Source organism: Curtobacterium sp. WHRI 8282, assembly GCF_040223925.2.
In the GTDB taxonomy this organism is placed as follows: Bacteria; Actinomycetota; Actinomycetes; order Actinomycetales; family Microbacteriaceae; genus Curtobacterium; species Curtobacterium flaccumfaciens.
The window spans coordinates 590,950-617,600 of record NZ_JBEHCD020000001.1 but is presented as its reverse complement, the minus strand read 5'-3'; the positions used below and the strand labels follow the sequence as shown (position 1 = coordinate 617,600).

Sequence of the window (26,651 nt, the reverse complement as noted above, 5' to 3'; positions counted from 1 at the left end):
GGGGTCCGCCGCCCAGGCGTGGCGTGCTGCCCGCGGTGGGTCAGGAGCGGAAGCGGTCCGGCCGCGGCCGCGGGGTTCCGGTCAGCGCGACCACGAGCAGCGTGGCGAGCAGGGCGAACCCGGCGAGCTCGATGCCCAGGCCGGCGAGCTGCCAGTACGCGCTGCCGACGTGCTGCGGCTGCGTGATCGACTCCGGCCACCACGACTCGATGAGCGGGAACGAGCCCGGGAACGGATCGAGGCCGAACACGACGAGGCCACCGAGCAGCAGGACGACCCCGAGGCCGGCCATCGCCCCACGGGACCGGCGGAGCATGTGCACCACGAGGGCCGCACCCATGCCGGCGAGCCCGACGACGGCGAGCAGGAACGCGAGCACCACGATGGTCTGCGGCGCGAGCGCGACCCAGTCCAGCACCGCGATCGGCAGCAGCAGCCACCGTCCCGTCCGTGCCCAGCGCGCAGGGTTCCGCCATCCGTCCATGGCGACCGACCGTAGGGCACCCGGCCGAACGCCTGCCGAATGCGGCCAGTGGACCCCGGCGGCAGTGTGCGCTGACTACGATCGGACCCCATGGCGCAGGACCGACCGACCCGGCAACAGCGGTCGCTCGCGACCCGCACGGCGATCATCGAGGGCGCGGCCGCGGAGTTCGACGAACGCGGGTACGTCGGTGCCTCGATGGACGGCATCGCCGAACGCATCGGGATGACCAAGGGTGCGCTGTACTTCCACTTCACGTCGAAGGCCGACATGGCCGGGGCCGTCGTCGCCGAGCAGCACGCGATCTCCCGCCGGTACGGCGAGGCCGCGGTGGCCCGGGGCACCACCCCGCTCGAGTCGATCATGTGGCTGTGCCAGGGGCTCGCGGTCCAGATGACGTCCGAGGTCGTCGTGAGCGCCGGGGTGCGGCTGTCGACCGACGTGGCCGCGAGCGACATCGCGCGGCAGGACCCGTACACCGACTGGACCACGGTGGTCGCCGGGTTCGCACGGCAGGCCGTCGAGGTGGGTGAGCTCGACCAGCGGTGGGACCCGGACCTGGTCGGCCGGGTCGTCGTCCGCGCCTACACCGGCGTGCAGACCGTCTCGGACGTGATGACCCGCCGGGCCGACCTGTTCGCGGGCCTGCGGGAACTCTGGACGGTCCTGCTGGACGCGTTCGTCACCGAACGGCTGCGTCCGGAGATCCCGAGGCTCGTCGCGCTCATCGCTCCGGAGTGACGCGGGTCCCCCCAGGGAAACACCCACGTCACCTCGCCTCTGAGACTAGCGAGAAGGGTGTCGCGCCACCGGCCCCAGTTCGCGGGCGTGTGTCCGGCGGCCCACTAGCCTGACGCCGTGCCCACACCCGCTGCCGAGGTCGACGTCGACGTCCCGCTCGTCCGGGCCCTGCTGCGCGACCAGCACCCAGACCTGGCCGGGCTCCCGCTCCAGGTCGTCGCGAACGGCTGGGACAACGTGGTGCTGCGCCTGGGTGACGACCTGGCCGTCCGGGTCCCCCGTCGGGAGCTGGCCGCACGCCTCGTCGAGCACGAACAGCGCTGGTTGCCCGACATCGCCGCCCGGGTCGGATCGGTCGTCCCGGTGCCGGCCCCGGTGCGGACCGGCCGCCCCGCCCTCGGGTACCCGTGGTCGTGGAGCATCGTGCCGTGGCTGCCCGGCACGGCGATCGGTGAACGGGCGGCCGGGGTCCCCGTCGCCGAGGCGCTCGCCGCGTTCGTCGGGCTCCTGCACGTCCTGGCCCCGGACGACGCCCCGGCGAACCCGTTCCGTGCGGTGCCGCTCGCGTCGCGGAGCGAGGCCGTGCTGGCGCGACTCGACGACCACGGCGTGCACCGGGCCGGAGAGCTGGCCGCGCTGTGGCGGACCGCAGCGGCCGTGCCCGCGCACGCCGGGCCTCCCGTCTGGGTGCACGGCGATCTGCACCCCTTCAACCTGCTCGTCGACCCGTCGGACGGTGTCGACCGTCTGTCGGCCGTGATCGACTTCGGGGACGTCACCGCGGGCGACCCGGCCGTCGACCTCGCCACCGCCTGGCTGACGCTCGACCGGCCGGGGCGTCGGGCATTCCGCGCGCGGGTCGCGGCCCCGGAGGCCACCTGGCTGCGCGCACGCGGGTGGGTGGTCGCGCTCGCGTCCGCGCTGGCGACCGCCGACGAACGCGCCTTCCGGAGCGTCGCGCGACGGAGCATCGACGCGGTGCTGGACGACTGAGTCCCCGCGGGGCTATCGTGACCGCACCATCCGTGCACAGCCGATCGGAGGGGCCGCCATGACCCTCGAGCTCCGCGTCCAGCACGACGTCGCCACCGACGCCTCCCCCGCCCCCGTCCGACCCGAGCGACGCGGTCTCCGCGGCCTGCTCGACCGTCTGTCCGAACGCCGCGCCGCCGCCCGCGCGCGACGGGTCGACGACCGGGTGCGCGAACTCGGGGAACTCGTCCACCTGCTCTCCGACGCCCGCGCCGTCGTCGAACGCGGGTGGGTCCAGCACGCCTGGTTCGCCTACCTCGACGAGCACGGCCGCGAGCGCAAGGCCTCCAGTGCCGCCGCGATGGACCTGCAGGGCCGGCCGCTCGTCGGTGCCTGCCTGGTCGGCGCGGTCGTGTCCGCCGCCGGCGGGCCGCACGCGGTCCACGCGCCCCGGGTGCAGCACGCGCTCGACGTCGTGTGGCACGCCCTCGCCCGCGACGAGGGCGAGCCCGTGCTCTGGTGCCCCGCGCCGGACATCCGGATGGGCCGGGTGCGTGACCTGACGAGCTGGAACGACGCCCCGGCACGCACCGGCGCCGAGGTCGCCGGGCTGCTGCTGACCGCCGAACGGGTGGCCGTGCAGGAGTCGACGCGCCTGCAGGAGCTCCGGGTGGCACGATCGGGGGCATGAGCGACGTCGAAGCGGTCCCCGAGGTGCACCCCGCGAGCACCAGCACCCTGGCCGCGAGCGGCAACGCCCTGCTGTCGGACGAAGGGTCCACGCGGAACCCCGACGGCACGACGGCCGCGGACGGCGCGGTCGCGGACGCCGCTGCCGCCGACGCCGCGGTGAAGCGGACGCTGCACCGGTACCTGCAGAAGCACCGCGCGGCCCTGCTGGCCAAGCTCGACGGGCTCGCGGAGCGGCAGGCCCGCTGGCCGGTGACGCCGACGGGCACGAACGTCCTCGGGTTGGTGAAGCACGTCGCCGGGGTGCAGGCCGGCTACTTCGGCGAGGTGTTCGGGCGGCCGTTGCCGGACCAGCCCGCCTGGCTCGAGTCGGAGGACGGCGAGGACATGTACGCCTCGCTCGACGAGACCATGGCCGACATCGTGGCCTTCCACCACCGGAGTGCCGCCCACGCCGACGCCACGATCGAAGCGCTCGACCTCACCGCCACCGGGACCGTGCCGTGGTGGCCGGAGGGGCACCGGGACGTCACCCTGCACCGGATCCTGGTGCACATGGCGTACGAGACCGCCCGGCACGCGGGTCACGCCGACATCGTGCGCGAGATGCTCGACGGCCTGGCCGGCGACGGCGACGGCAACCTGGCCGACAAGTCCCCGGAGGAATGGGTCCGGTGGCGTGAGCAGCTCGTCGACATCGCGGAGCGATCAGGGTTGCGCGACCTCGACGCATAGCCGAGCAGGCAGACCGATCGTTACCGTTCTCCCAGCCTCGCCCTGGTAAACCCCCGCTGACCAGGGGTTGTCCACCTCGCAACCGCAAGGGAAACCGTCGTGCAGGCGGGGTTGCGTTGTACAACCGGTCCGGCTGCTGCGTAGCTTTGGCCGAGCTCGTGCCCCGATCTGTGGGCAGTTCAGCCGACCGGAAGGGGAGCGCCCACCCGTGTTCCAGTACGTCGTGGAGCGATGGAACCAGATCTGGTTCGCATCGTGGCAGCACTTCTCACTGGTCGTCCAGTGCGTCGTCCTCGCCACGGTCATCGCCGTGGTGCTCGCCACACTCGTCTACCGCAGCCCGCGCCTGACCGCGTTCGCGAACGGGGTGTCGGCCATCGGCCTGACCCTGCCGTCGTTCGCCGTCATCGGCCTGCTCATCGTCCCGCTCGGCTTCGGTGTCCTGCCGTCGGTCGTGACGGTCGTCTTCTTCGCCGCGCTGCCGATCCTGCGCAACGCGGTCGTCGGTCTCGCCGAGATCCCGCCTGCAGTCGTCGAGTCGGCGCGCGGCATCGGCATGAGCCGGTTCCGCACCCTGCTGCAGGTCGAACTGCCGATGGCCTGGCCGATCATCCTGAGCGGCGTGCGCGTGGCCGCGCAGATGGTGATGGGCATCGCCGCCATCGCCGCGTACGCGCTCGGTCCCGGGCTCGGCGGCTTCATCTTCTCCGGGCTGTCCCGCCTCGGCGGCGCCAACGCCCTGTTCTCCGTCGTGGTCGGGGTGGTCGGCGTCGTCCTGCTCGCCCTGGTCCTCGACCTGCTCCTCATCGGCCTCGGCCGCCTGACCATCTCGAGAGGTATCCGTGTCCAGCACTGACTCCGCCACCACCACCGCGCCCGACGGGGACGTCACCGGGCGCAGCATCCTGCTCGACGAGGTCACCAAGCGGTACCCCGGGCAGTCGAAGCCCGCCGTCGACGGCATCACGCTCGAGATCCCGGCCGGCAAGATCGTCATGCTCGTCGGCCCGTCCGGCTGCGGCAAGACGACGACCCTCAAGATGATCAACCGCCTGATCGAGCCCACGCAGGGCCGGATCGTCGTCGGCGACGACGACGTCACGGGCATCGACGGTGACGAGCTCCGCCGCCGCATGGGCTACGTGATCCAGGCCGGCGGTCTCTTCCCGCACATGACGGTCGCGGCGAACATCGCGATCGTGCCGAAGATGCTCGGCTGGTCGAAGGAGAAGATCGCGGCGCGCGTCGACGAGCTGCTCGACCTGGTCTCGCTCGACCCCGACACCTACCGCGACCGGTTCCCCCGCGAACTCTCCGGTGGGCAGCAGCAGCGCGTCGGCGTGGCCCGTGCGCTCGCGGCGGACCCGCCCGTCCTGCTCATGGACGAGCCGTTCGGTGCGGTCGACCCGATCACCCGCCAGCGCCTGCAGGACGAGCTCCTGCGGATCCAGGAGGAACTGCACAAGACGATCGTCATCGTCACGCACGACTTCGACGAGGCCGTGAAGCTCGGCGACTGGATCGTCATCTTCACCGAGGGTGCGCACATCGTGCAGTACGACACCCCGGAGCGGATCCTGGCCGAGCCGGCGAACGAGTTCGTCGAGAACTTCATCGGTTCTGGTGCCGGCCTGAAGCAGCTCACGCTGAACCGCGTGCGCGACGTCGAGGTCGAGTCGGCCGTGACCTGCTCGCCCGGCGAAGAGGTCAAGGCCGTGCTGCAGCGGATGAACGAGGCCGGTGGGCACCAGCACGCCGTCGTCGTCGACCACCGCCAGCGTCCGATCGGGTGGCCGTCGCGCCGCCAGCTCGAGCGTCTCGACCGCATCCCCGACGGCGTCGAGCCCGGCCTGCCCGTCGTGGGCGAGGCAGCGACCCTCAACGACGCGCTCGACACCATGCTCGTCTCGAGCGCCGGAGCCGCACTCGTCACCGGTCGTCGTGACGCGTTCCGCGGCGTGATCACCGTCGAGACCGTGATGGAGGCGATCACCCGCTCCCGCGCGACCGCCGCCGGAGACCAGGCCTACACGCCGGTCGGCACCAACACGAACCCGATCGAGACCATGCCGTCGTCACCGGTGTCGGCGATGCCCACCGGAGAAGACCTGTGAGCGCAGTCGCCGTCGCCGGCCCCGCCACCGGTGCACGCACCTCGTGGAAGGGCCTGCTGTTCCAGCCGATCGCGATCCTGGTCGTCCTGGCCGGCTTCGCGGTGTGGCTCGCGACGGCGGACCTGACCCCGACGGAGCGCACGACGCTCAACCCGGCGGACATCCTGGCCCTGACCGGCCAGCACCTCGTGCTGACCCTGCAGTCGACGGTCCTGGTGCTCGTGATCGGCATCCCGCTGGGCGTCGTGCTCACCCGCGGGCCGCTGCGCCGGGCGAGCCCGTACGTGCTCGCCGTCGCGAACTTCGGGCAGGCGGCCCCGGCCGTCGGCCTCATCGTGCTGCTCGCCGCCTGGCTCGGCCTGAACAGCTCGTCCGCCGTCATCGCGCTCGTGCTCTACGCGATCCTGCCGGTGCTCCGGAACACCATGATCGGCGTGCAGAGCGTCGACGACCGCCTGGTCGAGGCCGGTCGCGGCATGGGCATGAGCGCCTTCAGCGTGCTGATGCGCGTCGAACTGCCGCTCGCGGTGCCCGTGATGCTCTCGGGCATCCGGACCGCCCTCGTGCTGCTCGTCGGCACGGCGAGCCTGGCCACCTTCGTCGGTGCGGGCGGACTCGGTCTGCTCATCACGACGGGCGTGACGCTGTTCCTGCCGAAGGTGCTCGTCGCCGGGGCCCTCCTCGTCGCCCTGCTCGCCCTCTCCATCGACTGGCTCGGCCGCGTGGTCGAGACGGTCGCACGACCGAAGGGACTCCGATGACCCGCCGCACACGCAGCACCCGCCGCACCCGCACCCGGGTCGGAGCCGCCGCGTTCGTCGCCGGTGCCACCGCCCTCGTCCTGACCGGGTGCGGCCTGCAGCCCGCGACGTCGTTCGTGCCCGAGGCCGGCGCCGGCTCCATCCAGCGCATCGACGACCTGCCGGCCGGCGCCCACATCACCGTGACGTCGAAGAACTTCACCGAGCAGCTCGTGCTCGGCAAGATCGCCGTGCTCGCCGCCAAGGCCGCCGGGTTCGACGTCACCGACGAGACGAACGTGCCCGGCAGCGTCGCGGTCCGTGAGCTGATGACCTCGCACGCCGCCGACTTCACGTACGAGTACACCGGTACCGCCTGGCTGACCTTCATGGGTCACACGAAGGGGATCCCGGACAAGACCGAGCAGTGGACGGCGGTGAAGAAGGAGGACGCCGGCAACGGACTGACCTGGCTCAAGCCGGCGCCGATGAACAACACCTACGCGTTCGCCGTCCGCAACGAGGCCGTCAAGGAGCTCGGGGACGTCAAGACGCTCTCCGACATCACCAAGCTGCCGGTCGACCAGCGCACGTTCTGCGTGGAGTCGGAGTTCAACTCCCGTGCCGACGGCTTCAAGCCGATGCTCAAGAAGTACGGCTTGGAGCTCGGCGGTTCGGGGTCGAACGGGGTGCCGAGCAGCAACGTGAGCATCCTCGACACCGGCACGGTCTACACGGCCACCGACCGCGGCAAGTGCAACTTCGGTGAGGTCTTCACCACCGACGGCCGCATCAAGTCGCTCGGGCTCACGGTGCTCGAGGACGACAAGGGCTTCTTCCCGGCGTACAACGTCGCGCCCGTCATCGACTCGAAGACGCTCAAGGAGTACCCGCAGCTCGAGGGGATCTACGACCAGATCTCGCCGAAGCTCACGGACGCCGTGCTGCAGGAGCTCAACCGTCAGGTCGACGTCGAGGGGCGTGAGCCGGCCGACGTCGCCTTCGACTGGATGGTCAAGGAGGGCTTCATCACGAAGCCCTGACCGTTCTCGACGCATCCACGTCACGGACAGGAGGCACGGTGCCAGCTGGCACCGTGCCTCCCCTGCGTTCGTGGTCGCGTCTCAGGCCGCGGCGATGCGCGCAGCCGTGTCGCGGATCGACGCGACCACCGCCGCCCGCACCTGCTCCGGGTCGGAACCCTCGTGCCGAGCGGCACTGCGGAGGCCCGTCATGCACATTCCGAGGAGCATCTCGGCCGCCTGCGGGGTCGCCGCCTCGGGGCCCCAGGCCGGGTCGCGTTCGAGGATCGTGCGCACGGCGCCGGTCATCGCCTCGGCGACCGTGGTCATCCGCGCGACCTGCCGACGCATCAGCTGCGGGAACCGCACGATGACGGCCTTGCGCTCGAGCCGCTCGTGCTCGTCGCCGAACGACGACCCGAACACCAGGAACGCCAGGTCCACGACGGCCTGCGCCGCCGGCTCCCCCGCGACGGTCGCCAGGTGCGCCTCGAGAGTGGCGGGTTCGAGGTCGAGCTCGGTGTGCCCGAGGACCGCGTCCTCCTTGCTCTCGAAGTAGTTGAAGAACGTCCGCGGGGAGACGTCGGCCCGCGCGGCGATCTGCTCGATCGTGGTGCCGTCGACGCCCTGCTCGAGGGCCAGGGACCGAGCCGCCTCGGCGATGCGGTTGCGGGTCTCGATGCGCTTGCGGTCACGGAGACCGAGTTCTGACGACGTCGCGGAGTCGGGCATGGCCCGACTGTAACCGGAACGTCACATGATCTACAGCAAACGCAAACTTGCAGTCGTGCATCGGACACTACGGTGAACCCATGACCACTCCCGTGCTCGAGGCCCGTGACCTCGCCAGGACCTACGGCCGCGGCGCGACGCGGTTCGACGCGCTCAAGGGGGTGTCGCTGGCGGTGCACCAGGGCGAGAGCCTGGCGATCGTCGGCAAGTCCGGCTCCGGCAAGTCGACGCTGATGCACCTGCTCGCACTGCTCGACAAGCCGTCTGCCGGACAGGTGCTGCTCGACGGCACCGACGCGGCGACGCTCGGTGCGCGGCAGGTCAACCGCACCCGGAACAGCACCTTCGGGTTCGTGTTCCAGCAGTTCTTCCTCACGCCGAAGACCTCGGTGCTCGACAACGTCGTGCTCCCGCTCAAGATCGCCGGTGTCTCCGGAGCCGAGCGGAAGCGCCGGGGCATGGCGGCGCTCGATGCGCTCGGGCTGGCCGACAAGGCGAAGAACGACGCCAACGACCTGTCCGGCGGCCAGAAGCAGCGCGTGGTCATCGCCCGGGCGCTGGTCGGCGAGCCGAGCGTGATCTTCGCCGACGAGCCGACCGGCAACCTCGACACGAACACCGGACAGGTGGTCGAGGACATGCTGTTCGGGCTGCAGCGCGAGCGGGGGATCACGCTCGTCGTGGTCACGCACGACGAAGAGCTCGCCGCGCGCTGCGACCGCAGCGTGAACGTCCGCGACGGCCTGATCGTCGGCGGACCCGATGACGTGGTCGACGCGTCTGCCACGCACGGAAGGCACTCCGCATGAACTTCCTCGACCTCCTGCGCACCGCGGTCTCGAACACCTTCCGCTCGAAGCTGCGCACGACCCTGACCGTCATCGCGATCTTCATCGGCGCCTTCACGATCACCCTCACGTCGGCGATCGGCACGGGCGTCAGCAACTACATCGACAGCCAGGTCTCCTCGATCGGCGACACCGGTTCGCTGACCATCACGAAGGCGGTCGACAGCACCTCGACCGACAGCGGCCCGGCGAAGTACGACCCGGACGAGTCCGGCCAGAGCGTCGACCGCGGCCCGGCGTCGTTCTCGTACCTGTCGCAGTCCGACGTCGACGCGATCAAGAAGACGGACGGCATCAAGAGCCTCCGCCCCGCGGTCGCCCTCGCACCGAAGTACGCCGAGTACGGGGACCAGGGCAAGTACGTCGTGTCGCTCACGGCCAACGCCGGCGAGCTCGACGCCGACCTGGCGAGCGGCAAGCAGCTCGACGACGAGACCGACGCCAACCAGGTGATGCTGCCGACCGACTACCTGAAGAACATGGGCCTCGGCAGCGCCTCGGCCGCCGTCGGCAAGGAGCTCACGATCGCCGTCGACGACTACCAGGGCAAGCCGCACACGCTCACCGCCGCCGTCGTCGGGGTGCAGAACGAGTCGCTGTTCGGCAGCGGTGCCGGGGCGAACGCCGCACTGACCGACGCCATGCAGGCCGCGCAGGAGATCGGCAAGCCCGACTCGATCGCCACGTCCTACGCCAGCGCCACCGCGACGCTCGACTCCGACGCCTCAGTCACCACGGTCAAGAAGTCCCTGGCCGACGACGGGTTCCTCGGTCAGACCATCCAGGACCAGCTCGGCCAGTTCCAGACCGTCATCAGCGGCATCGTCGGGGTCCTGAACGCCTTCGCCGTGATCGCGCTCGTCGCCGCCGGCTTCGGCATCATCAACACCCTGCTCATGAGCGTGCAGGAGCGCACCCGCGAGATCGGCCTCATGAAGGCGATGGGCATGGGTGGCGGCAAGGTCTACACGCTGTTCTCGCTCGAGGCGGTGTTCATCGGGTTCCTCGGCAGTGCCATCGGCGCCGGGGTCGCGATCCTGCTCGGCACCGGGATCTCGAACGTCCTGGCCGGCACGCTCCTCAAGGACCTGCCGGGGCTGCAGATCATGCAGTTCGCGCCGGGCTCCGTCGCCACGATCATCCTCGTCGTGATGTTCATCGCGTTCCTGGCGGGCACCCTGCCGGCACGACGAGCGGCACGGCAGAACCCGATCGAGGCGCTCCGGTACGAGTGACAGGCAGGGGTGCCTAGTGTCTGGACGGTGACGACGTTCGGACGCGACCTCGGTGACGGCTACACGCTGACGCTGCGCGACCTGACGACGGTCGACCCGGTGCTCGCACTCGTGCACGCCAACACCGATCGTCTGCGGGCCGCCGAGCCCTGGGCCTGGGACCCCCAGACCCGCGAGGCCATCGCCCTGCACACCGAGCGGCTGCTCGGTCAGTTCGCGATGGACCGCGCGCTGCCCTGCGTCATCCGGGCGGACGACCGCATCGTGGGGGTGGCCTCGCTGACGTTCGATCCGTACCTGGGCCAGGCATCGCTCGGCTACTGGGTGGACGCCGGACAGGAGGGCCGTGGTGTCGTCCGGCGGGCCGCCACCGTGCTGATCGGGGTCGCCCGGGCGCGCGGGTCCGCACGGATGGAGATCCGGACGGCGGTCGACAACGCGCGGAGCCGGGGGCTCGCCGAGCGGCTCGGCTTCGAGCACGAGGGCACCCTGCGCGGCGCGCTGCCCCTCGGCCCCGAGCGTGTTGACGTCGCCGTGTACGGCCTGCTGCTCTGACGCCCGTCGCCGTCGTGCAGGCCGCCGGCCGCGGCCGACGGCCGCTGGCCGCTGGCCGCGCTCCCGGTGTGCCGCAGCGCCGCACAACCAAAGCCCATCCGAACCGCGCCGACCGCCGGTTCGACGGCACTTCGGTTGTGCGCGGCGCGTCGGCACCGGGTGCCCGCGCGACCGTCGTGCAGGCCGACCGACACCGGTCGCCGGTATCGTCGGAGCATGGCCTTGTTCGGACGACGCAACCCCGACGTGCGCGATCGACCCATCAGCCAGGTCGAACTGAAGCGGGCGGTCGACGAGGGCTTCCTCATCGCGAAGGCCGCCGTCACCATCGCGGTGGCCAACCGCATCATCACGAACGCCCTGCGTGACCAGGGGTACTTCGACCACGCGCTCATCGCCGAGGCCACGCGCGAGGAACTCCACCGCATGGCCGAGGAACAGCGGGGCGACGCCGCACGCATGCGGGAGATCCGCTCCACCTCGAGCAAGCAGAAGGGCCGTTCCCGCCACCAGCACGACTACCGGCGGGGCGACGACCTGAAGCTCCGGATGCGCGAGGCCACCTACGAGCAGCTCGCCACCATGCTCGACAAGCGGCGCGACGACCAGCACTTCGTCGACGGCATCGTGCTCGCCGCGCGGGCCCGCGCCTGGGACGACATCGGCACCACCGTCGTCGGGCGCCTCGGCTGGGCCCAGCGCCCCGCGGACGACTACGAGATCGGCCGTGACGACCGACTGCAGCAGATGCTCGACGAGGACTTCGCCGAGTTGCTCGCCGAGCACCCCGTCGGATCGACCCCGGTCGACGCCGACGAGCCCGACGACGCCGACGGTGACCAGGACGAGTCGGACCCCGCTGATCCCGACACTTCGCGCACCTGACCGGTACTTGATATACCGCCTCGACTTCAATACGCTCATCGAGTAACGCCCCAGGACCATTCGGCTCGCCGGACTCCTGGGGCGATTGCTGTCTCAGAGGAGTGCGACGAGGGGCGCGATGATCGATCCAGCCACGCTGCAGGCACTCCCGAGGCTGCTCAGCGCAGCGCGTTTCGACCGGTACGCGGCCCGCTACGACGGCCGTACCGACCTCGCTGCCCGGCTCTACGCCTGGAACTCAGAGATCGCGTCGGCGTTCCGGGGTCCCGTCGGTTGCCTCGAAGTGGTCGTCCGGAACGCGCTCCACGACGAACTCCGCCGGGGGCGTCGTGACGACTGGTGGAACGACGCCGCAGTCCACCTGCTGGAACGCGAACGTCGAGCGGTCGACGACGCCACTCGAACCCTGCGTCGACGGGGCTTCGCCGATCCCGAACCGGATCAGGTGGTCGCCGCGACGAGCTTCGGTTTCTGGGTCGGCCTCACCGATGCGGGCATCCCCCGAGGCCCGATCTGGAGCTACGAGACGACGCTCTGGCAGCCGCGGCTCGTGCACGCGTTCCCCGGCCTGGGGGCGGTCCGACGCAAGCAGCTGCACCGGCGACTCGATGCGGTGCGCAGGTTCCGGAACCGGCTCGCCCACCACGAACCGATCCACAACGCGCCGTTGGCGGCCATCCGCGACGACATCGTCGCGATCGCCGGAGCGATCGATCCCGACGCAGCGGCCTTCATCACCGGTGCGCACCGTATCGACGACGTCCTGGCTCGGAAGCGGATGGCGGTGTCGACAGGCGCCTCGGTGATCTGACCGACCCCACACGCAGTCACGAGTCCCTAGGCTCGGTGCATGGTTGATGCGGTGGTCGTCGGAGCGGGACCGAACGGGCTCGCGGCAGCGGTGACGCTCGCACGCGCCGGACTGTCGGTCGAGGTCGTCGAACGGAACGACACGATCGGCGGCGGCGCCCGCACGGCCGAGCTCACCCTGCCCGGCTTCCTGCACGACGTCTGCTCCGCCGTCCACCCGATGGCCCTGCAGTCGGAGTTCTTCCGGCTGTTCCGGATGGAGGAGCGCATCGAACTCCGCCTGCCCGAGGTGCAGTACGGCCACCCGCTCGACGGCGGCCGCGCCGGCATCGCCTACCAGGACCTCGACCGCACCGCCGCCGAGCTCGGGGTCGACGGTCCGGCCTTCAAGCAGCTGATGGCCCCGCTGGCGGAGAACGCCGACCAGGTCGCCGACTTCGCGACCGACGCGCTGCTGCACGTGCCGCGGCACCCCCTGACCGTCCTGCGCTTCGGCCTGCGGGCGCTCGAGCAGGGCACCGCCGCGTGGAATCTGCGCTTCCGCGGTGAGGCCGCCCCGGCGATGGTGTCCGGCGTCGCCGCGCACTCGATCCAGCACCTGCCGTCCCTGTCCACCGCGGCGGCGGCACTGTCGCTCGGCTCGTACGCGCACGCCCGCGGCTGGCCGGTGCCGATCGGCGGCAGCCAGGCGATCGTCGACGCGCTCGCCGCCGACCTCGTCGCGCACGGCGGCCGCATCGTCACCGGGCAGGAGGTCCGGTCGCTCGGTGACCTCACCCCGGCGAAGGCGGTGCTGTTCGACACGAGCGTGCCGGGCATGCTCCGGATCGCGGGCAAGCAGATCCCGACGCCGAAGCGCGGGGCGCTGCGTCGCTTCCGGTTCGGCAACGCGGCGGCGAAGGTCGACTTCGCGCTGTCCGACCCGGTGCCGTGGACCAACGAGTCGCTGCGGAAGGCCGGGACCGTCCACATCGGCGGGACCCGCCAGGAGATCGCGGCGGCGGAACGGGCGGTGGCGCACGGGCAGCACGCCGAGCGCCCGTACGTGCTCGGGGCGGAGCCGACCGTGGTGGACCCGACCCGGGCACCGGCCGGCAAGCACGTCTTCTGGGCCTACGCGCACGTCCCCGCGGGGTCGGACGTCGACCCGAGCGAGGCCGTCACCCGCCAGATCGAGCGGTTCGCGCCGGGGTTCCGCGACACGATCCTGTCGTCGAGCTCCCGCACCGCCGTGCAGATGGGCGAGTACAACCCGAACTACGTCGGTGGCGACATCGCCGCCGGTGCCGCGAGCTTCTGGCAGCTCGTCAAGCGCCCCGTCCTGTCCAGCGACCCGTGGCGGATGGGTGGCGGCATGTACCTGTGCTCCGAGTCCTCCGCGCCCGGCCCCGGCGTGCACGGGATGGCCGGGTGGCACGCGGCGAAGAGCGCACTCCGGCACACCTTCGGCCTGCCGGAGGACGTCGACCTCACCCCGGAAGGCTGATCACATGGCGAAGAACGTCCGCATCCTGCACTGCCGTCCCGAAGCCGTCTTCGACGTGCTCGGCGACGGGTGGCTCTACACGACCTGGGTGGTCGGGGCCTCGCGCATGCGCAAGGAGGAGTCCGGCTGGCCGCAGGTCGGTACCCACCTGCACCACTCGTTCGGCGCGTGGCCGATCGTCATCAACGACGTCACGACGTCGCTGGTGTGGGAGCCGCCGCACCGCATGGTCATCCAGCCGAAGGGCTGGCCCATCGGCGAGGCCCGCGTCGAGTTGACGGTCGAACCGCACCGGCACGGCAGCAAGGTCACGATCACCGAGAACGCGGTGGCCGGGCCGGGTTCGTACGTGCCCGACTTCCTCATGCAGCCGCTCATCTGGATCCGCAACCGCGAGACGCTCCGCCGCCTCGAGTGGGTGGCCGTCGGGCGCGCGGCGAACGCCTGAGACGTCCCACGAGACCGACGGGAGGCCCGTGGCGGCGCCGCCACGGGCCTCCCGTCCGCCCTGTGGGTGCGTCGACTACTCGGCGCGCGAGAACTCGCTGGCCCGCGCCACCTGGTCGTCGGTCAGGGCGACGCCCGTGTACCGCTCGAACTGGCGGGCTGCCTGCAGGGCGATGACCTCGGCGCCGGTGATGACGTGCTTGCCGGTGTCCCGGCCTGCCCGCACGAGCGGGGTCTCCGACGGGAACGCGACCACGTCGAAGACGGTGTGCGCCGCCTCGATCCGTTCCGGCGCGAAGGCGAGTGCGTCCTGCTGATCGCCGCGCATGCCGAGCGGGGTGACGTTGACGACCAGGTCGGTCTCCCCCGCCTCGTGCTCGTCGGCCACCCAGTCGTACCCGTACTGCGATGCGAGGGCCGGGCCGGTCTGCTCGTTGCGGGCGACGACCGTCAACCGGTCGAAGCCGGCACCGCGGAACGCCGCCGTGACGGCCTTGGCCATGCCGCCCGAGCCGCGGAGCAGCACGCGCGAAGCCGGGTCGACCTCGTGGGACCCGAGCAGGGCGGCGATCGCCTCGTAGTCGGTGTTCGACGCGGTGAGCACGCCGTCGTCGTTCACGACCGTGTTGACCGACTGGATCGCGGCGGCGGAGTCCTCGATGTGGTCGACCAGCGGGATGATCGCCTCCTTGAAGGGCATCGACACGGAGCAACCGCGGATCCCGAGCGCACGGATGCCGGCGACGGCGCCGGGCAGGTCGGTCGTGGTGAACGCCTTGTACAGGAAGTTGAGGCCGAGCTCGTCGTACAGGTAGTTGTGGAACCGGGTGCCGATGTTGCTCGGTCGCGCGGCCAGCGACATGCAGACCTGCATGTCCTTGTTCAGGATGGGCATGCCCCCAGTCTCGCACCCTCTCCGTTTCGCGTCCTCGCAGGGATGGAGCGGTCCACGCAGACCGGGTGCCGCGCGCCGGGGTAGCGTCGGTGCCGATGACTGAGATCCCGGAGACCATGCGCGCTGTCCGCTTCGACGAGTGGGGTGACCGATCGGTCCTGCACGTCGCCGAGGTGCCCGTTCCCGAGGTGACGCCCGGGCGGGTGCTCGTCCGCGTCCGCGCCGCGGGCATCAACCCCGGTGAGTCCGCCATCCGCCAGGGTGCGTTCGGCGGCGACCTGCCGTCCGGGCAGGGCACCGACTTCGCCGGCATCGTGGTGGCCGTCGGGGCCGAGGTTGACGGTGTCGACGAGGGCGAAGAGGTCATCGGCTGGTCGTGGGACCGCGCGAGCCAGGCCGAGTACGTCTCCGTGCCGGCCGTCCAGGTCGTCCAGAAGCCACGCCTGCTCGACTGGACCGTGGCGGGTGGCCTCGACGTCATCGCGACCACCGCGGCCGCAGCCGTCCGCGCGGTCGATCCGCGTCCGGGCGAGACCGTCGTGGTGTCCGGCGCCGCGGGCGGGGTCGGCGGCTTCGTCACCCAGCTGCTCGCGAACGAGGGCATCGACGTCATCGCCGTCGCGTCCGAGGCGAACCACGAGTGGCTCCGTTCCAAGCGTGCACGCCCGGTCGCGTACGGCGACGGGCTGCAGGAGCGCATCACCGAACTCGCGACGAACGGCGTCGACGCCGTGATCGACACCCACGGTGCCGAGTACGTCCGGCTCGGCATCGCCCTCGGGGTGCCGGTCGACCGCATCGAGACGATCATCGCGTTCGACGAGGCCGCCGAGGCCGGGGCGAAGGCCTCGGGCAGCGCGGACACCGCCGACCCGGAGATCCTCGGGGCGCTCGCCCTCGAGGTCGCGAACGGCGCGATCGAGGTGCCCGTCGCCGCGACCTACCCGCTCGACCGCGTGCAGGACGCCTTCGAGGAGCTCGAGCAGGGCCACACCCGCGGCAAGATCGTCCTCATCCCCTGATCCCAGCGCCGCTCAGGGCCGGCCCGGGGGTTTCCCCCACCACGCTCGGGGTGCGTCCCGGATGCGCTCGACCGGCGGCGTTGCGTAGCGTCGTCGGTATGAGCACACTCTCCCGTCCCCGCAACGGTCGTCTGCTGGCCGGCGTCTGCGCCGGTCTCGCCGACCGCTTCAACCTGTCGCGCACCCTGGTCCGGGTGGTCTGGGTCATCCTGAGCTTCTTCCCCGGGCCGCTGTGGATCGCGTACGTCGTGCTGTGGTTCGTGATGCCACCCGAGGGTGGTCGGCGGCGCTGAGCGGTCGGGGTCGCGGCGCTGAGCACCGGTCCGTCCGGGCGGGTTAGTGTGGCGGCGTGCCGGTCTCCGTCTTCGATCTGTTCAGCGTCGGTGTCGGCCCCTCGAGCTCGCACACCGTCGGCCCGATGCGGGCCGGTGCCGAGTTCGCCACCCTCGTCCGTGGTCTGCCCGTCACGTCCGTGGTGGTCGACCTGTACGGGTCCCTCGCGTCGACCGGGCAGGGTCACGGCACCCTCGGTGCCGTCGTCGCCGGGCTCATGGGGTCACACCCGGAGACCGTCGACCCCGATGCCATGGTCCTCGCGCTCGATGCCCTGGAACGCGACGGTGTCCTGCGGCTCGACGGCGGTGCGAGCGTGCCGTTCCGCCTCGCCGACATCGTCCTGCACCCCCTGACGATGCTCCCCCGGCACCCGAACGCCATGCGGCTGCGTGCCCGTGACGCCGCCGGGACCGATCTGGCCGACGAGACCTACTACTCGATCGGTGGCGGGTTCATCGCGCGGGACGAGGCAGCCCAGCCCGCGGCGGACGCGTCGGCTGCGGTCGCCGGTGCCGCGATCCCGGTCGACGACGCCGTGCCCCACCCGTTCTCGAGCGGCGCCGAGCTGCTCGCCGCGTGTGCCGGTTCAGGCCTGCCGATCAGCGGCGTCGCCCTGGCGAACGAGGCCGTCACCCGGACGGACGCCGAGATCCGGTCCGGACTGCTGGGCATCCACGGTGTCATGGAGTCGTGCGTCGACCGTTCCGTCCGCAGAGGTGGGTGCCTGCCCGGTGGGCTCGACGTCCGCCGTCGCGCGGCCACCTGGCACGAGCAGCTCACCCGCGAGGACCCCGACCACGACCCGCTCTTCGCGATGGAGTGGGTGAACCTCGTCGCCATGGCGGTCAACGAGGAGAACGCCACCGGAGGCCGCGTCGTCACCGCCCCGACGAACGGCGCAGCCGGCATCATCCCCGCGGTCCTGTACTACGCGCTCACCTACGTGCCCACGGTCGCCGAGGCCCCCGCCGCCGAACGGGACGACGCCGTCGTGCGGTTCCTGCTCACCGCCGGGGCGATCGGGTCGATCTACAAGGAACGGGCGTCGATCTCCGGCGCCGAGGTCGGCTGCCAGGGCGAGGTCGGTTCGGCGGCGTCGATGGCGGCTGCGGGGCTCGCCGAGGTCCTCGGGGGCACGCCGGAGCAGGTCGAGAACGCCGCCGAGATCGCGATGGAGCACAACCTCGGGCTGACCTGCGACCCGATCGGCGGTCTGGTGCAGATCCCGTGCATCGAGCGGAACGCGATCGCGGCGAACAAGGCGATCAACGCCGCCCGGATGGCCCTGCGCGGCGACGGGGTGCACCACGTGTCGCTCGACCAGGTCGTCGAGACGATGCGGCAGACCGGGGCGGACATGTCGTCGAAGTACAAGGAGACCGCGATGGGCGGGCTCGCGGTGAACGTCCCGCTCTGCTGAGCGGCGCGGTCGGGCGGTTCCGTCTGCTCGTTCGCGCGTGCTCGGTCGCTTCGTCTGCTCCGCTCGCGCGTCAGGCGTGCAGGAGCGTCAGCAGTCGCGCCGTCTCGGTGGCGATGGCGTCCCGGCCCGCCGACACGTACTTGCGCGGGTCGACGACGTCCGGCCGCTCGTCGAGCACGGTGCGGAGCGCACGGGTGAAGAGGCCGTTCAGGTGCGTCGAGATGTTGATCTTCGTCATCCCCGCGTGCACGGCGCCGCGGAGTTCGTCGTCGGACAGGCCCGACGACCCGTGCAGCACGAGCGGCACCGGCACCGCGGCACGGAGGCGCTCGACCAGGTCGCGGTCCACCGAGGCCTCGCGGGTCTGCATCGCGTGCGAGGTCCCCACCGCAACCGCCAGGGCATCGACCCCGGTGTCGGCGACGAACGCGGCGGCGTCGGTCGGATCGGTGCGGACGCCGGGCGCGTGCACGCCGTCCTTGCCGCCGACCTCGCCGAGCTCGGCCTCGATCGCGACACCCGCGGCGTGACACCGCGCGGCGAGCTCGCGGGTCGCTGCCACGTTGGCGGCGAAGTCCAGGTGCGAACCGTCGTACATGACCGAGTCGACGCCCAGGTCGACGCCGGCCGCCACCAGCTCAGGGTCCTCGATGTGGTCGAGGTGCACGAGGACCTCGACGTCGGCGGCACGTGCGACCGCCTGCGTCGCGGTCGTGATCGGTGCGAGGCCGCCGTGGTAGCGGACGCAGTTCTCGCTGATCTGCAGGATCACCGGCAGACCGGCCAGCTCGGCGCCGGAGACGATCGCCTCGGCGTGCTCGAGCAGCACCACGTTGAACGCACCGACCCCGCGACGGGCCGTGCGGGCGGTGTCGAGCAGGCCGGTGAGGGCGAGGTCGGTGATCATGCGGGGGTCCTCGTTCGGTCGTGGGCGGGATCGGGCGGTGTGGACAGGAAGCGGTGGACGTCTGCCGCGTCGACCGCGCCGGCCACCGGCTGGAGGACGGCCGCGGCCCCGTGTGCGGCGGCGGACCGCAGGGCTCGGAGCAGGGTGGCGTCGTCGAGGGCCCGGACGCTGCCGTCGGACGAGGGGAGACCGTCACCGACGAGCACCTCGACGAGGACACCGACGAGCCCGGCGGTGGCGGCGTCACCGGCGCCGGTCGGGTTGCCCGAGACCCCGGGGACCGCCGGCACCTCGAGCACGTGCTCGGCGGTGTGGGCGGCGATGCCGTCGGATCCGCGGGACACGACCACGACCGTCGCACCGAGTCCGAGGAGCCGGAGCGCCCCAGAGCGCTCGTCGTCGGTGCCCGTGGCCTCGAGCAGTTCCTCGCGGTTGGGCTTGCAGACCGTTGCCCCGGCCGAGGCGGCCGCCAGCAGCGCGGTGCCCGAGCAGTCGACCACCGAGAGCACACCGCGGTGGCGAGCGGCGGTGACCCAGCGGGCGACGACCGCGGGATCGGAGTCGCGGGGCAGCGAGCCCGACACGACCAGGGCGGCTGCGGGCGGGGCACCGGCGGTACCGGCGGTACGGCCGGCATCGCCGTCGAGCAGTGTCTCGACCGCGGCGGTGACCGTGTCCCACTCGTCGGGGCTGAGCACGGGTCCGGGCTCGCCGAACATCGTCGGGTGGGCGAGGTCGTCCACCACCGTCACGGTCGTGCGGGTCTCACCACGGACGGCGACGTCGGTGTGGACGAGCCCGAGGTCGTCGAGGGCGTGGGCGATCCAGCGCCCGCCGTCGCCGCCGAGGGGCAGCACGGCGTGGGTCGGCATGCCGGTGGCGGCGAGGACCCGCCCGACGTTCAGGCCCTTGCCGCCGGGGCGCCGCTGGACCTCGAGCACGCGCTGGGTCTCGCCGATGCGCTGTTCGGCGACCCGGTAGGTCACGTCGACGGCCGGGTTCGGGGTGACGACGAGGATCATGCGACCACCGCCGTCGGCAGGGCTCGGACGCTGCCGCGCTCCGGGTCGAGCACGACCAGGTCGGCGGGGCCGCCCACGCTGAGCGGTGCCGGAGCCCCGAGCAGGCGTGCGGCACGCCCCGCGGACGCCGCGACGACCTCGGGCAGGTCGGTCCCGGCGTCGAGCAGGCGGCGGACGGCGTCGGCGACCGTGATCGTGCTGCCCGCCAGCGACGAACCGTCGGCGAGCACGGCGAGCCCGTCGCGGACGGTCACCGCCGATCCGGCCACCGAGTACGTGCCGTCGGGGCAGCCGGTCGCAGCCATGGCGTCGGAGACCAGGACCATCCGGCCCGGAGCACTGCGCTGCACGAGGGTGACCGTCACGGGATCGAGGTGGTGGCCGTCGACGATGCACTCGAGCAGCACACGGTCGTCGGAGAGCGCAATCCCGACCGGCCCGGGCGCACGGTGGTGCAGCGGGGGCATTCCGTTGAACAGGTGGGTGACGAGCGAGGCTCCGGCGTCGACCGCGCGGCGGGTCTGCTCGGCGGTGGCGTCGGTGTGGCCGATGGCGACGACGACCCCGGCTTCGACGAAACGGGCGACGGCCTCGAGTGCACCCGTAAGCTCCGGCGCGAGCGTGACGATCCGCAGGGCGCCACCCGCGGCGTCGCAGTAGGCGTCGACCTCGGCGGGGTCCGGAGCGTGCAGCAGGTCCACGCGGTGCGCCCCGCGACGGGCGGGCGCGAGCCACGGCCCCTCCAGGTGCAGCCCGGCGAGCGTGCCGTCCGCGACGAGCGGCCGGAGCCGGGTGAGGGCCGCCACGGTGTCCGCGCGCTCGCCCGTGGCGATGGACCCGACCAGGGTGGTCGTGCCCCGTGACCGGTGGTGCCCGGCGGCGACACGGGCATCCTCGGCGGAGCACCCGGCGAAGTCGTGCCCGAGCGCCCCGTGGGCGTGCAGGTCGACGAACCCGGGCACGACCACACCGTCGACGGTGACGGCGGTGTCCGTGCGCATCGGGGACCCGGTGCCGGTCGCCAGAACGGTGTCGTCGTCACCGATGACGAGCCAGCCGTCGTGCAGGTCTGCCTGGGCCGTGACGATGCGATGGGCCCGGACGAGGGTGGTCACAGCAGGACCCCGGTCTCGGTCTCGAGCAGCGTGCGTGCGAGGAGCCCCGCTCCGATGGCGCCGGCTGCGTCACCGTGCCGGGCGGGCACGATGACGGGGACACGGACGCCCTGCAGACGCTCCGAGACGGCGTCGCGCAGCGGGTCGAGCAGGAGCGGGCCCGACTCCGCGAGTCCCCCGCCGACGATGATGGTGTGGACCCCGGCGACCGCGGTGGTCCAGGCGAGTGCGTCGGCCAGGACCGCGACGCAGTCGTCCCAGACCGCACGGGCTGCGGGGTCGCCCTGGCGGACCAGGAGCATGGCGGCGTGAGCGGACGGCACGCCGGAACGACGTGCGACTCCCCCGGCGGACGCGATCTCCTCGACGCGGTGGCCTGCGTGCGGGCCGGCCTGGATCCGGACCTGTCCGATCTCCCCCGCCCAGCCACCGCCGGACACGACGCCGCCGTCGACCACCAGGGCGCTCGCGAGGCCGGTGCCGACCGGCACGAACGAGACCGACCCCCGCGAGAGCGCCGGGTCGCCGGCCCGGACCTCGGCCAGGGCGCCGGCGCGGACGTCGTGGCCGAAGGCGATCGGTACGTCGATCCCCTGCCGCAGGAGCTCGGCGCGGACGAGGTCACGCACCGGGACGTCGCGCCACCCGAGGTTGACGGACAGGTCCACGGTGCCGCGGGTCTCGTCGACGACGCCGGGGGTCACCACCCCGATGGCTCCGAGCTGCACCCGTCGCGTGGCCTGTGCGGCCAGTCCGGCGACGACGGCGGCGAGGCGCTCGGCGCCCGGGTCGTCGCGCGGCGTCGGTACCCGGGTCTCGTCGAGGACGAGACCGTCGGCGGTCGTCAGCCGGGTCTTGATGCCCGTGCCGCCGACGTCGACCCCGAGCACCGCGCCTGCGCCACCCATCAGGTGAGGATGACCGACCGGGTGAGCGACCGGGGGTTGTCCGGGTCGAGCCCGCGTCCCTCGGCCAGGGCGACGGCGAACCGGTGCACGACGACGAGTCCGGCGATCGGGTCGAGGTCGTGCTGGACGAAGCGGGCGCCGGTGGCGGCGACCTCGTCGGCCAGTCCGTCGGGCGCAGTACCGAGCGACCAGACGAGCCGTCCGAGCTGGGCGATCGCGATGGGACCGTGCCGGTAGTCCATCGCCGGGTAGGACTCGGCCCAGAACTGCGCTGCCTCACGCGTCTTGAGCGCGGCTTCGAACGTCAGGCCGACGGCGGACCCACGACCGACGAACGAGACCTGCTCGGCGTCGAGCAAGTCGTCGATGGGGACCGTCAGTGCGGTCTCGGCCTGGGCTGCGAGCGCGTCGACGTCGTCACCGATGGAGGCCCGCAGCAGTGCGAGCGTCGTGGTGGCGAAGCGGGTCTGGACGACCGAGCGCTCGTCGGCGAACGGCAGGGCGATCACCTGGTCGGCGACGGCCGCGGCGGGGCTGTCGGCGACGGCCGTGATCAGGACGGTCCGCTGCGACGGCAGGGCCTGCAGCAGGTCGACGATCTCGGTCGTCGTGCCCGAGCGGCTGATCATGAGCACGCGGTCGTACTCGCGGGACGCGGGGTACTCGGACCCGGCGAAGGCATCGGTCACGCCGAGGCCCGCCTGCTCACGGGCGACGGCGTAGCTCATGGCGATGAACCAGCTCGTGCCGCAGCCGATCACGGCCACGCGTTCGCCCGGCTGGGGGAGCGCATCGGCGAAGGTCGGCAGGAGCGCGGCGGCTGCACGCCAGGTCTCCGGCTGCGAGGCCAGTTCAGCGCTCACGAAGGTGTCGGTCATGGGAGCCTTCCGGGTCCGGATCGATCCGGGTGATCGATGATCAGGAAGCGTAGCGAGCGATCGTGCGCAAGGGAAGGGCAAAACGTCATTTCCGATCACCGGGGGACGGTGGTGACGCCGTAGGATGACCGTCATGACCCCCCAACAGCGGCTGAACGCCCTGCTCGAACTGGTGAGTGAACGCGGCAACGTGTCGATCGCCGAGATCGGGGAGCTGCTCGGGATCTCCGCCGCGACGGCTCGCCGTGACCTCGCGACCCTCGCCGACCAGCGGCTCGTCACGCGCACGCACGGGGGAGCGGCAGCACTCGGGGCCGGGTACGAGCTCCCGCTGCAGTACAAGATCGCCCGGCAGGCCGAGGCGAAGACGGCGATCGCCCGCGCGGCCGCCCGGTTGGTGCAGCCGGGGGAGACCGTCGGGCTCAACGGCGGGACCACCACGACCGAGGTCGCGCGTGAACTCGGCAAGAGCGAGCGGTTCATCCGCGCCGACGGCGAGTTCGGCATCACGATCGTGACGAACGCCCTGAACGTCGGGTACGAGCTGTCCGTCCGCGCCAACGTGAAGATCGTGGTCACCGGTGGTGTGGCGCGGCGGCAGTCCTACGAGCTCGTCGGGCCGCTCGTCCGGGACACCCTCGACGAGTTCGCCCTCGACCTCGTGGTGCTCGGTGTCGACGGGCTCACCGGCCAGTACGGCGCGACGACCATGCACGAGGGCGAGGCCGAGGTCAGCCGCCACTTCGCCTCGGTCGGGCGACGGGTCGTCGTGGTCGCCGACTCGACCAAGATCGAGCGGTCGACCTTCGCCCGGATCTGCCCGCTCGACCGCATCGACGTCCTGGTCACCGATCAGCCGGTGCCGGCCTCGTTCGCCGCCGACCTGGCCAGCGCAGGCGTGGAGCTCGTCGTCGCCGACTGAGGGCCCCCAGCGGCCACCCCGGAACGGTCCGGACGTTTCGATCGTGTAAAACCCTCCCCGGCACGGATGCGTGAGCGATCCGTGAGCGCCTATTGTGCATTCATGATCGATTCGGCATCATGGGCGTCACATTCACGCAAGGGAGCGATGAGCATGGGCGCTGACAACGCAGGACTCCGCGTCGCGGTAATCGGGATGGGCCAGCGGTCCGCCATCGCGCGCCACGTGGCCGAGGCAACGGCCGACGACCCGTCGCTGCAGGCCAGGGTCGTGGCCGTCGCGGACGTCACCGCGGCCGGCCGGGATCGTGGGCACGACGAGTACCCGGACGCCCTGGTGGTCGAACACCACCGTGACCTCACCGGCCACGTCGACGCGGCCATCGTCACCACGCCGGACTGGACCCACGCCGAGATCGCGATCGACCTGCTCCGCGCGGGCATCGCGGTCTACCTCGAGAAGCCGCTGGCCATCACGGTCGAGGACGCCGACGAGGTCCTGAACACCGCGGCGGAAACCGGCACGCCGCTGTACGTCGGGCACAACTTCCGGCACGCCGCCGTCGTCCGCCTGATGCGCGAGATCGTGGCCCGCGGCGAGATCGGTCAGGTCAAGGCCGTCTGGTGCCGGCACTTCGTCGGCAACGGCGGTGACTACTACTTCAAGGACTGGCACGCCGACCGCAGCAAGGTGAACTCCCTGCTGCTGCAGAAAGCGAGCCACGACCTCGACGTCATCCACGCGCTCGGCGGGGGCGACACCGCCCGGGTCGTCGGCATGGGCTCGCTGTCGGTCTACGGCGACGTCACCGACCGGCGCGACCGCAGCGGCGAGCTCATGGGGGACTGGTTCTCCCACGACAACTGGCCGCCGCTCGCCCAGACCGGGCTGAACCCCGTCGTCGACGTCGAGGACGTCTCGATGGTGATGATGACGCTCGACAACGGGGTGCAGGCCAGCTACGAGCAGTGCCACTTCACCCCGGACTACTGGCGGAACTACACGGTGATCGGCACCGAAGGACGCCTCGAGAACATCGGCGACACCGGTGGTGGCGTCGTGAAGGTCTGGACGCACCGCCGGGGATGGGACACAGCGGGGGACCGCGAGTACCCGATCGACGGCGTCGAGGACGGGCACGCCGACGCCGACCTGCTCACCATGACCGAGTTCCTGCGGTCCGTCGCGTTCGGCGAACCGTCGGAGCTCTCCCCGATCGCGGCCCGTGCCGCGGTCGCCGCCGGCGCGCTGGCCACGCGCTCGCTCCGCAACGGGTCCGTCCCCATCGACGTCCCCCCACTGCCGGCCGACACCATCGCGCACTTCACCCCCTCCACCCCCTCCACCCCGCATCCCGCCCAGACCGTCGGCTCCTGACGGCCGTGCGAAAGGACACCCCGATGACCGCACACATCCCCACCCGAGGAACCGGCGTGCGCCGCGTCCTCCTCGGCGCCGTCGCCGCCCTCGGCGCGGCCGCACTCCTGGCCGGCTGCTCCTCGTCGTCCGGGGCGTCCGGCTCCGGAGGCGACTACGAAGCCGCGCCGAAGGACACCAAGGCGTCGCTGACCTACGCCGTCTGGGACGAGAACCAGGTCAAGGCCATCAAGGCCAACCTGAAGGGCTTCAACGAGGAGTACCCGGACATCAAGGTGAGCGTCGACGTCACGCCGTTCGCCAACTACTGGACGAAGCTGCAGACCCAGGGCTCGAGCAACACCCTGCCCGACCTGTTCTGGATGAACGGCCCGAACTTCCAGCTGTACGCGGCCAACGGCAAGCTCGCGCCGATCACCGGCGAGGTCGAGTCGGGTGACATCGACGCGTCGAAGTACTCGAGCGCACTCAACGACCTGTACACGTACGACGACACCCAGTACGGCGTGCCGAAGGACTTCGACACCATCGGCGTCTGGGTGAACAAGTCGCTGTTCGAGCAGGCCGGCATGGACCTGCCCTCCAAGGACTGGACCTGGGACGACTTCCAGCAGACCGGCGCCGAGCTGTCCGAGAAGCTGCGGGCGAAGGGCGCCTACGGCGCAGCCGGTGGCATGGACGGCCAGACGACGTACTACAACACGATCCTGCAGGCCGGGGGATCGGTCGTGAACGCGGACGGCACCGAGTCCGAGTACGCCACGAAGCCCTCCGAGGACGGCCTGCAGTTCTGGACCGACCTGATCGACTCGGGGGCTTCGCCCTCGATCAAGCAGCTCACCGACACCACGGCCGACCAGTGGTTCACCTCGGGCAAGCTCGCGATGTACCAGGGCGGCAGCTGGTTCCGCTCCGCGCTGACCGGCACCGAGCTCGAGAAGGACGTCGTCGCCTACCCGCTGCCGAAGGGCAAGGAGCAGGCGACCGTCATCCACGGTGTCTCGAACGTCGTGTCCGAGGCGAGCAAGGACAAGGCAGCCGCCCAGGCGCTGCAGGTCTACCTCGCGGGCAAGACGGCCCAGCAGCAGCAGGGCGACATGGGCGCGGTCATCCCGGCGTACGAGGGCACGCAGACCGCCTTCACGAAGACGATGCCCGACGCCGACCTGCAGGTGTTCCTCGACGCGGTGGACTACGCGAAGCCGCTGCCCGTGTCGAAGAACACCGCCGCGTGGAACACCCTCGAGACCACCCTGCTGCCGAGCGCCTTCGACGGGTCGAAGCCCGTCGACCAGGTGGCAGAGGACCTCGCACAGAAGATGGACGCCGCCCTCGCCAAGGAAAAGTAGGACC

General features: G+C 71.6%; 29 protein-coding genes. 21 read left to right on the top strand and 8 right to left on the bottom strand.

The genetic code is table 11. The annotated features are described in order from the left end of the window. Nucleotides 1-40: 40 nt before the first annotated feature. Complete coding sequence (locus tag ABRP24_RS03045) at nt 41-484, bottom strand: disulfide bond formation protein B (protein WP_027466840.1); 444 nt, start codon at nt 482-484, stop codon at nt 41-43. Between the two features lie 90 nt (nt 485-574). Here ABRP24_RS03045 and ABRP24_RS03040 point away from each other — a divergent pair, with 90 nt between their 5' ends. From ABRP24_RS03040 to ABRP24_RS03005, 8 genes are all read left to right on the top strand, one after another. Continuing rightward, a complete protein-coding gene (locus ABRP24_RS03040) occupies nt 575-1,225 on the top strand; it encodes a ScbR family autoregulator-binding transcription factor (RefSeq protein WP_349847617.1) in 651 nt (216 codons plus the stop codon). A gap of 117 nt (nt 1,226-1,342) precedes the next feature. After that, entirely contained in the window at nt 1,343-2,218 is an 876-nt protein-coding gene (locus tag ABRP24_RS03035; RefSeq protein WP_349847618.1) for an aminoglycoside phosphotransferase family protein, read from the top strand. Nucleotides 2,219-2,276: 58 nt separating this feature from the next. Beyond that, nucleotides 2,277-2,888 (top strand): hypothetical protein, encoded by a 612-nt coding sequence (locus ABRP24_RS03030; protein WP_349847619.1) that lies wholly within the window; start codon nt 2,277-2,279, stop codon nt 2,886-2,888. Next, complete coding sequence (locus ABRP24_RS03025; protein WP_349847620.1) at nt 2,885-3,622, top strand: DinB family protein; 738 nt, start codon at nt 2,885-2,887, stop codon at nt 3,620-3,622. Before ABRP24_RS03030 ends, ABRP24_RS03025 begins: the two co-directional genes overlap by 4 nt. Before the next feature lie 208 nt (nt 3,623-3,830). Then, nucleotides 3,831-4,478: an ABC transporter permease gene (locus ABRP24_RS03020; RefSeq protein WP_071245638.1), complete on the top strand. Its 648-nt coding sequence runs from the start codon at nt 3,831-3,833 to the stop codon at nt 4,476-4,478. Beyond that, nucleotides 4,465-5,736 carry an ABC transporter ATP-binding protein gene (locus ABRP24_RS03015; protein ID WP_017887899.1) on the top strand — a complete coding sequence of 424 codons (1,272 nt, stop codon included), beginning with the start codon at nt 4,465-4,467 and terminating at the stop codon, nt 5,734-5,736. Before ABRP24_RS03020 ends, ABRP24_RS03015 begins: the two co-directional genes overlap by 14 nt. Then, a complete protein-coding gene (locus ABRP24_RS03010) occupies nt 5,733-6,497 on the top strand; it encodes an ABC transporter permease (protein WP_111056509.1) in 765 nt (254 codons plus the stop codon). The genes ABRP24_RS03015 and ABRP24_RS03010 overlap by 4 nt, the downstream gene beginning before the upstream one ends. After that, nucleotides 6,494-7,519 carry a glycine betaine ABC transporter substrate-binding protein gene (locus tag ABRP24_RS03005; RefSeq protein WP_027466832.1) on the top strand — a complete coding sequence of 342 codons (1,026 nt, stop codon included), beginning with the start codon at nt 6,494-6,496 and terminating at the stop codon, nt 7,517-7,519. Before ABRP24_RS03010 ends, ABRP24_RS03005 begins: the two co-directional genes overlap by 4 nt. A gap of 81 nt (nt 7,520-7,600) precedes the next feature. On the opposite strand, the gene ABRP24_RS03000 is transcribed toward ABRP24_RS03005, so the two are convergent. Continuing rightward, nucleotides 7,601-8,230, bottom strand: a complete 630-nt coding sequence (locus ABRP24_RS03000; protein ID WP_349847621.1) for a TetR/AcrR family transcriptional regulator — start codon at nt 8,228-8,230, stop codon at nt 7,601-7,603. A gap of 80 nt (nt 8,231-8,310) precedes the next feature. Here ABRP24_RS03000 and ABRP24_RS02995 point away from each other — a divergent pair, with 80 nt between their 5' ends. From ABRP24_RS02995 to ABRP24_RS02965, 7 genes are all read left to right on the top strand, one after another. Further along, nucleotides 8,311-9,039, top strand: coding sequence for an ABC transporter ATP-binding protein (locus ABRP24_RS02995; RefSeq protein WP_051597014.1), 729 nt, complete (start codon nt 8,311-8,313; stop codon nt 9,037-9,039). After that, a complete protein-coding gene (locus ABRP24_RS02990) occupies nt 9,036-10,313 on the top strand; it encodes an ABC transporter permease (protein WP_349847622.1) in 1,278 nt (425 codons plus the stop codon). Before ABRP24_RS02995 ends, ABRP24_RS02990 begins: the two co-directional genes overlap by 4 nt. A gap of 27 nt (nt 10,314-10,340) precedes the next feature. After that, nucleotides 10,341-10,868 carry a GNAT family N-acetyltransferase gene (locus ABRP24_RS02985; RefSeq protein ID WP_051597013.1) on the top strand — a complete coding sequence of 176 codons (528 nt, stop codon included), beginning with the start codon at nt 10,341-10,343 and terminating at the stop codon, nt 10,866-10,868. Between the two features lie 216 nt (nt 10,869-11,084). Then, nucleotides 11,085-11,753 (top strand): hypothetical protein, encoded by a 669-nt coding sequence (locus tag ABRP24_RS02980; protein WP_027466829.1) that lies wholly within the window; start codon nt 11,085-11,087, stop codon nt 11,751-11,753. A 118-nt stretch (nt 11,754-11,871) separates the two neighbouring features. After that, nucleotides 11,872-12,564, top strand: coding sequence for a hypothetical protein (locus ABRP24_RS02975; RefSeq protein WP_349847623.1), 693 nt, complete (start codon nt 11,872-11,874; stop codon nt 12,562-12,564). 39 nt (nt 12,565-12,603) lie between these two features. Next, nucleotides 12,604-14,049, top strand: a complete 1,446-nt coding sequence (locus ABRP24_RS02970; RefSeq protein ID WP_301624310.1) for an NAD(P)/FAD-dependent oxidoreductase — start codon at nt 12,604-12,606, stop codon at nt 14,047-14,049. A gap of 4 nt (nt 14,050-14,053) precedes the next feature. Next, on the top strand, nt 14,054-14,497 hold the full coding sequence (locus tag ABRP24_RS02965) for an SRPBCC family protein (RefSeq protein ID WP_027466826.1): 444 nt from the start codon (nt 14,054-14,056) through the stop codon (nt 14,495-14,497). A gap of 75 nt (nt 14,498-14,572) precedes the next feature. On the opposite strand, the gene ABRP24_RS02960 is transcribed toward ABRP24_RS02965, so the two are convergent. Next, on the bottom strand, nt 14,573-15,391 hold the full coding sequence (locus tag ABRP24_RS02960) for a shikimate 5-dehydrogenase (protein WP_301581711.1): 819 nt from the start codon (nt 15,389-15,391) through the stop codon (nt 14,573-14,575). A 95-nt stretch (nt 15,392-15,486) separates the two neighbouring features. Between ABRP24_RS02960 and ABRP24_RS02955 the strand changes: the two genes are divergently transcribed. From ABRP24_RS02955 to ABRP24_RS02945, 3 genes are all read left to right on the top strand, one after another. After that, nucleotides 15,487-16,413, top strand: coding sequence for an NADP-dependent oxidoreductase (locus ABRP24_RS02955; protein WP_349847624.1), 927 nt, complete (start codon nt 15,487-15,489; stop codon nt 16,411-16,413). Between the two features lie 98 nt (nt 16,414-16,511). Further along, nucleotides 16,512-16,706: a PspC domain-containing protein gene (locus tag ABRP24_RS02950; RefSeq protein ID WP_027466823.1), complete on the top strand. Its 195-nt coding sequence runs from the start codon at nt 16,512-16,514 to the stop codon at nt 16,704-16,706. A 56-nt stretch (nt 16,707-16,762) separates the two neighbouring features. Continuing rightward, nucleotides 16,763-18,169 (top strand): L-serine ammonia-lyase, encoded by a 1,407-nt coding sequence (locus ABRP24_RS02945; protein WP_349847625.1) that lies wholly within the window; start codon nt 16,763-16,765, stop codon nt 18,167-18,169. A gap of 70 nt (nt 18,170-18,239) precedes the next feature. Here ABRP24_RS02945 and ABRP24_RS02940 read toward each other — a convergent pair whose 3' ends face one another. The 5 genes from ABRP24_RS02940 to ABRP24_RS02920 are packed head-to-tail and all read right to left on the bottom strand — an operon-like array spanning nt 18,240 to nt 22,999. Then, nucleotides 18,240-19,076: a class II fructose-bisphosphate aldolase gene (locus ABRP24_RS02940; protein ID WP_111056516.1), complete on the bottom strand. Its 837-nt coding sequence runs from the start codon at nt 19,074-19,076 to the stop codon at nt 18,240-18,242. Continuing rightward, nucleotides 19,073-20,098, bottom strand: coding sequence for a PfkB family carbohydrate kinase (locus ABRP24_RS02935; RefSeq protein WP_349847626.1), 1,026 nt, complete (start codon nt 20,096-20,098; stop codon nt 19,073-19,075). The genes ABRP24_RS02940 and ABRP24_RS02935 overlap by 4 nt, the downstream gene beginning before the upstream one ends. Then, the gene (gene nagA, locus ABRP24_RS02930; RefSeq protein ID WP_349847627.1) at nt 20,095-21,213 is read right to left on the bottom strand and encodes an N-acetylglucosamine-6-phosphate deacetylase; all 1,119 of its coding nucleotides are present in this window, start codon (nt 21,211-21,213) and stop codon (nt 20,095-20,097) included. The genes ABRP24_RS02935 and nagA overlap by 4 nt, the downstream gene beginning before the upstream one ends. Then, nucleotides 21,210-22,121, bottom strand: a complete 912-nt coding sequence (locus ABRP24_RS02925; protein WP_349847628.1) for an ROK family protein — start codon at nt 22,119-22,121, stop codon at nt 21,210-21,212. Before ABRP24_RS02925 ends, nagA begins: the two co-directional genes overlap by 4 nt. Next, a complete protein-coding gene (locus ABRP24_RS02920) occupies nt 22,121-22,999 on the bottom strand; it encodes an SIS domain-containing protein (RefSeq protein WP_349847629.1) in 879 nt (292 codons plus the stop codon). Before ABRP24_RS02920 ends, ABRP24_RS02925 begins: the two co-directional genes overlap by 1 nt. 133 nt (nt 23,000-23,132) lie before the next feature. On the opposite strand from ABRP24_RS02920, the gene ABRP24_RS02915 reads away from it, so the two are divergent. The 3 genes from ABRP24_RS02915 to ABRP24_RS02905 all read left to right on the top strand — a co-directional run bounded on the left by ABRP24_RS02915 (nt 23,133) and on the right by ABRP24_RS02905 (nt 26,647). Further along, nucleotides 23,133-23,921, top strand: coding sequence for a DeoR/GlpR family DNA-binding transcription regulator (locus ABRP24_RS02915; protein ID WP_027466817.1), 789 nt, complete (start codon nt 23,133-23,135; stop codon nt 23,919-23,921). 147 nt (nt 23,922-24,068) lie between these two features. Continuing rightward, complete coding sequence (locus tag ABRP24_RS02910) at nt 24,069-25,298, top strand: Gfo/Idh/MocA family oxidoreductase (protein WP_349847630.1); 1,230 nt, start codon at nt 24,069-24,071, stop codon at nt 25,296-25,298. Nucleotides 25,299-25,321: 23 nt separating this feature from the next. Beyond that, entirely contained in the window at nt 25,322-26,647 is a 1,326-nt protein-coding gene (locus ABRP24_RS02905) for a sugar ABC transporter substrate-binding protein (protein WP_349847631.1), read from the top strand. Nucleotides 26,648-26,651: the final 4 nt, after the last annotated feature.